Below are 3,265 nucleotides of genomic sequence, written 5' to 3'. Positions count from 1 at the left end.
GCTGACTGACTTGCTGTACGAGAAGGTCGCGACCTATGAAGGGGAGGCGCGTGCGCTTAGCGTGACGCGTGATGCCGTGCATCTGCGGCCCAATCTGGCCGGGGCCTATAGGCTGATCGAAGCGCAAATGGGCGGCTTGTTGACACAGGAAGGGCGCTCGGATGCCGAACTGGTGCGCGCTCTGGTACTTAAATATGCACAGCGTCTGACCCAGCACCGTTGCCGCCGTTGCAACTTCCGTTCGCGCGCCTTTTTCTGGCATTGCCCCGCTTGTGGCGAGTGGGAAAGCTTCAGTCCCAACCGCAGCGAAGGCTGAATAATTTTGTACAAGGATGTAGTCTGATGAATCCGCTGGTTTGTGCCGGCCTGCCCGTGCAGCCGTTGTCCCCTGTAATTGTCGCTTTTGATTTTGATGATGCCGCTACGGCTTTGTCGTTTGCTGCCCGTCTGGATCCGGCGGCCTGCCGTGTCAAGGTCGGCAAGGAATTGTTTACCGCCTCCGGTCGTTCGCTGATCGAGGCACTGGTTGCGCGCGGCTTTCAGGTTTTTCTCGATTTGAAATTTCACGATATTCCCAATACGGTTGCGCATGCCTGCGCGATGGCCGCCGAACTGGGCGTGTGGATGGTGGATGTGCATGCATCGGGCGGTCGCCGCATGATGGAGGCTGCACGCGAGGCGATGGCGCCTTACAGCCAGCGTCCGCTGCTGATAGGCGTGACGGTACTCACCAGTATGGAAATGGCTGATCTGGCCGAGGTCGGCATCAGCCTGACGCCGCAGCAGCAGGTATTGCGTCTGGCGCGTCTGGCTCAGGATTGCGGTCTGGATGGTGTGGTGAGCTCTGCGCAGGAGGCTACGCTATTGCGTGGCGAGCTGGGACTGGACTTCAAACTGGTGACGCCGGGCATCCGTCTGGCCGATGCCGTTGCCGACGATCAGCGGCGCGTGATGACGCCATCGGCCGCGCTGGCTGCCGGTGCCGACTATCTGGTGATAGGCCGGCCTATCACCAAGGCGGCCGACCCATTGGCGGTGCTGCAGCAGATCAATAGCGATATTGCCCTGTTTCAGCGCTCTGCAGTCGCGCAGGGGGCATGATGGACTTGATATCTTCGCTGGGCCTGACGGCTGATGTCTTGCGTGAGCGGCTGAAAGGCGCGCGCGTACTGGTCGTGGGCGATGTGATGCTCGATCGTTACTGGTTTGGCGATGCCACGCGTATCTCGCCCGAGGCGCCGGTACCGGTGGCGCGCATCGAAAAAATGGAAGAGCGTGCCGGCGGTGCTGCCAATGTGGCGCGCAATATCGCTGGTTTGGGCGGCCAGGCGACCCTGTTGTCGGTAGTCGGAGATGATGAGGCCGCCGATGCGCTGGAGCGCCTGATGCAGGGCGCCGGCGTCGCGACCTCGTTCAAGCGCGATGCCAGTATCGCGACTACGATTAAACTCAGGGTGGTTGCCCGTCAGCAGCAGCTGATCCGTCTCGACTTCGAAGATACGCCCAGCCACGAGATACTGGCCGATAAATTGGAAGAGTTTGCCACTTTGGTGGCGCAGCATGATGTCGTGATTTTGTCCGACTATGGTAAAGGGGGCTTGACCCATGTGGCGCGTATGGTCGAGCTGGCCAATGCCGTGGGCTGCCCGGTGCTGATCGATCCCAAGGGTGAGGATTACAGCAAGTATGCCGGCGCGACCTTACTGACCCCTAATCGTAGCGAGTTTCGACAGGTGGTCGGGCGCTGGTCGGATGAGGCACAGCTGTGTGCCAAGGCCGAAGCCTTGCGCGCACAGTTGGCGCTGACGGCTTTGCTGGTGACGCGTAGCGAAGAAGGGATGACCTTGTTTCAGGCCGATGGCGTATTGCATCAGCCGACCTTTGCCCGTGAAGTATTCGATGTGTCCGGCGCGGGGGATACCGTGATCGCCACCTTGGGTCTGGGTCTCGCCGCAGGCTTGCCTATGGCGCAGGCGGTCACGCTGGCCAACGCGGCTGCCGGCATCGTGGTGGCCAAGCTGGGTACGGCGGTATGTACGCAACAGGAACTGTTCGCACTTTAAACGGGCCGCATGAGCGATGCCCGTTCAGGAGATAAGCATGAGTATTGTAGTGACCGGCGCCGCCGGATTTATCGGCTCCAATTTGGTCAAGGCGCTGAACGAGCGTGGTTTTAACGACATTATTGCGGTTGATGATCTGAGTGAGGGCGACAAGTTCAGGAATCTGGTGGATTGCAATATCTCCAACTACCTCGACAAGCAGGACTTTCTGGCGTTGTTGCTGGAGGGTGAATTCGAGGGCGAAATCAGTGCCATCCTGCATGAGGGGGCCTGCTCCGATACCATGAATCATGACGGCAAGTTCATGATGGATAACAACTACCAGTACACGCTGGCGTTGTTGGATTACTGCCAGTCCGAAGAGATCCCGTTCCTGTATGCGTCCAGTGCAGCGGTATACGGCGGCGGGACAGTATTTCGCGAAAGCCGCGAATTCGAAGGCCCGCTTAACGTTTACGGCTATTCCAAATTCCTGTTCGATCAGGTCTTGCGTCAGCGTATGACTGAAGGTCTGACGGCGCAGGTCGTGGGCTTTCGTTACTTTAATGTCTACGGGCCGCACGAGCAGCACAAGGGGCGGATGGCATCGGTAGCCTTTCATAACTTCAACCAGTACCGTGAGGCCGGCAAGGTCAAGCTGTTTGGTGGCTGGGATGGCTGGGGCGACGGCATGCAAAGCCGTGATTTCGTATCCATCGAGGATGTGGTCAAGGTCACGATGCATTTCCTCGACCACCCCGAGCAAAGCGGCATTTTCAACCTGGGTTCGGGGCGGGCGCAGCCGTTCAATGACGTGGCCGTCGCCACCGTCAATGCCTGTCGCCGGCATCAAGGCCTGCCTGGGCTGTCTTTGTCCGAACTGGTGGAGCAGGGTATTCTGGAGTACATCGAGTTTCCAGATGCGCTCAAGGGCAAGTACCAGAGCTTTACCGAGGCTGATATCAGCCATTTGCGCGAGGCGGGCTACAACGAGCCCATGCTGAGTGTGGAGCAGGGGGTTGATCGCTATGTCGACTTCCTGATGACGAAGTAAGGCACCGCCAGCCCGAAAGACCCGCTTTATGCGGGTCTTGTCGTTTTTGCCTTCCGACTGCTGAAATGAGTTGTGCTGACGGTATAATGCCCGTCTGTCATCAGGCGAGAGTGCTGTGTCGTGCCCGAATTCAAATATCTCGAAGACTTTGTCGGTAATACGCCGCTGG

General features: G+C 58.7%; 3 protein-coding genes and 1 pseudogene. All 4 read left to right on the top strand.

The window, feature by feature from the left end:
• Window positions 1–316: pseudogene (locus ACRC1E_RS03565) on the top strand (lipopolysaccharide assembly protein LapB); the annotation flags it as partial.
• A gap of 26 nt (window positions 317–342) precedes the next feature.
• The gene (gene pyrF, locus ACRC1E_RS03560; protein ID WP_438513737.1) at window positions 343–1,101 is read left to right on the top strand and encodes an orotidine-5'-phosphate decarboxylase; all 759 of its coding nucleotides are present in this window, start codon (window positions 343–345) and stop codon (window positions 1,099–1,101) included.
• Window positions 1,101–2,063, top strand: coding sequence for a D-glycero-beta-D-manno-heptose-7-phosphate kinase (gene rfaE1 / locus ACRC1E_RS03555; protein WP_438513736.1), 963 nt, complete (start codon window positions 1,101–1,103; stop codon window positions 2,061–2,063). Before pyrF ends, rfaE1 begins: the two co-directional genes overlap by 1 nt.
• Window positions 2,064–2,100: 37 nt before the next feature.
• Window positions 2,101–3,096, top strand: coding sequence for an ADP-glyceromanno-heptose 6-epimerase (gene rfaD, locus ACRC1E_RS03550; RefSeq protein ID WP_438513735.1), 996 nt, complete (start codon window positions 2,101–2,103; stop codon window positions 3,094–3,096).
• The last annotated feature ends 169 nt before the right edge of the window (window positions 3,097–3,265 follow it).

The organism is Craterilacuibacter sp., from assembly GCF_051659485.1.
In the GTDB taxonomy this organism is placed as follows: domain Bacteria; phylum Pseudomonadota; class Gammaproteobacteria; order Burkholderiales; family Chromobacteriaceae; genus Craterilacuibacter.
Note: the sequence above shows the minus strand (reverse complement) of the source record. Positions and strands in the feature narration are given on the sequence as shown.